The 1,982-nt window shown below is 78.5% G+C and carries 2 protein-coding genes and 1 pseudogene; all 3 read left to right on the top strand.

Going from position 1 to position 1,982, the window contains the following annotated elements:
- Positions 1 to 202 (top strand): annotated as a pseudogene (locus BKE38_RS31740) (glycosyltransferase family 4 protein); the annotation flags it as partial.
- Positions 199 to 1,500: a non-hydrolyzing UDP-N-acetylglucosamine 2-epimerase gene (wecB, locus tag BKE38_RS02735; protein ID WP_083747256.1), complete on the top strand. Its 1,302-nt coding sequence runs from the start codon at positions 199 to 201 to the stop codon at positions 1,498 to 1,500. The pseudogene BKE38_RS31740 and the gene wecB, both read left to right, overlap by 4 nt.
- A partial coding sequence (locus BKE38_RS02730) for a glycosyltransferase (RefSeq protein WP_165694095.1) occupies positions 1,500 to 1,982 on the top strand: 483 nt, incomplete at its 3' end. The genes wecB and BKE38_RS02730, both read left to right, overlap by 1 nt.

Raw genomic sequence — 1,982 nt, 5'->3', positions numbered from 1 at the left:
TGCCGCAGCGGGGGCCGAGGGCCTGGCGGCGTCGCTGGCCTGGCTGGCCGGCCAGCCGGCGCAGCGCGCCGCCATGGGCCGCGCCGCCCGCGACCAGGCGGTGCGCCGCTGGGACCGCCGGCTGCAGGCGGCCCGCTTCGCCGAGATCGTGCGGCTGGCCGCCGCGCGCCCCGCCACCGAAACCGCGCTGGTGCCGGCATGACCCCGCCCGATGGCTATCGCTCTGAAGTCCCGACCACGCCCGGCCTGCCCCCCCAGGCGCTGCTGCCCGGCCTCGGCCTGCCCGCCCTGCTGCGGCAGGAGGCAGAGGACCGCCCCGGCTGCGCCACCCTGCCGCTGCCCGAGCTGCACCTCGTCGCCGCCGCCCGGCCCAACCTGCCGAAGCTGGCCGCGCTGTGGCACGCCCTGGCGGCACACCAGGCCAGCGGCCGCCCGGCCTTCTGCCGCCCGGTGCTGCTGCACACCGGCCAGCATGCCGACCACGCCATGTTCGGCCGGCATCTCGCCGAGCTGAACCTGCCGCTCCCCCAGATCGCGCTGGGCGTCGCCGGCGGCGGCGGCCATGCCGGCACCACCGCCCGCACGCTTTTGGCCTGTGCCGAGACCTGGGCCCGGCGCCGGCCGGGCCTGGTGGTCGTCGCCGGCGATGTCGACGCGACGCTGGCCGCGGCGCTGGCGGCGCGGAAGCTGGGCATCCCGGTCGCGCATCTGGAGGCCGGGCTGCGCTGCGGCGACCGCGACATGCCGGAGGAGATCAACCGCCGCGCGGTGGATGCCATCAGCGACCTGCTCTGGGCGCCGGACCAGGCGACGGCCGACCGGCTGCTGCGCCAGGGCCACCCTGCCCGCGCGGTGCGCGCCGTCGGCAATGCGATGATCGACACGCTGCTGGACCGGCTGCCCGCCGCCCGGGCGCGTCCGCTGCCGGAGGGGCTGCTGCCGCGGTCCTATGGCGTGGTCACCCTGCACCGCCCGGCCAATGTCGACGACCCGGCGGCGCTGGCCCCGATCCTGGCCGCGCTGAAGCGCGCCGCCGGGCAGATCCCGCTGGTCTGGCCGCTGCATCCGCGCACCGCCGCCCGGCTGCAGGCGACGGGGCTGCGCGTGCCCCCCGGCATCCGCCTGCTGCCGCCATTGGGCTATCTCGACTTCCTCGGGCTGATGGCCCGCGCCCGGCTGGTCGCCACCGACAGCGGCGGCGTGCAGGAGGAGGCCAGCCTGCTGGACCTGCCCTGCCTGACGCTGCGGCCCTCCACCGAGCGGCCGGTGACGGTGGAATCCGGCAGCAACCGGCTGATCCCGCCGGCCAGCCTGCCCGAGTCCCTGACCGGGGCGGTGGAGGAGATCCTGGCCGGGGCCTGGCCGCCCTCGCGGCCGATCCCGCTGTGGGACGGCCGCGCCGGGCCGCGCATGGTGGCCCATCTGGCGCAGTTCCTGTCGGGGGCCGAGGCGCCGGCCGCCACCCAGAAAAAGCCGCGCCGGCAGCGGAGCGCCGCCTGATGGCGGCGGGCCCCATCGCCTTCCCGCCGCGGCCACGGCAGCCGGCGATGCTGGCGCCGCCGCCGCTGGTCTGCCTGCTGTCCGCCGCGCATCCGCCGACCGACCTGCGGGTGGTGGGCAAGGAGGGCGCCGCCCTGGCCGCCGCCGGCTGGCGGGTGGTGCATCTCTGCCCCGGCTCGGCCGCGCCCGAGCAGCATGCCGGCGTCGCCATCCGCCCCTATCGCCGCGCCCCCGGCTGGCGCGGGCGGCTGCTGGGGATTTCGGCGCTGGCCCGCCGGGCCCGCGAATCCGGCGCCGCGGTGCTGCATGCCAATGAGCCGGATGCCTGGGCGGCGGCGCTCTGGGCGGCGCGCGGCGGGCGGGCGCGGGTGGTGCTGGACGTGCACGAGCATTACCCCTCGCGGCTCGACCGGAAGCTGCCGGCGCCGCTGCGGCCGCTGGCGCGGCTGGCACTGCGGCTGGCCTGCCGCGCCATGGCAAGG

Origin of the sequence: Teichococcus deserti, from assembly GCF_001982615.1 — a bacterium.
GTDB classification, from domain to species: domain Bacteria; phylum Pseudomonadota; class Alphaproteobacteria; order Acetobacterales; family Acetobacteraceae; genus Pseudoroseomonas; species Pseudoroseomonas deserti.
This window is presented reverse-complemented; position numbering and strand designations above follow the sequence as displayed.

Excerpts from the sequence above, each read along its gene's own strand:
- wecB (WP_083747256.1), top strand. The coding sequence starts at position 199 with ATGACCCCGCCCGATGGCTATCGCTCTGAAGTCCCGACCACGCCCGGC.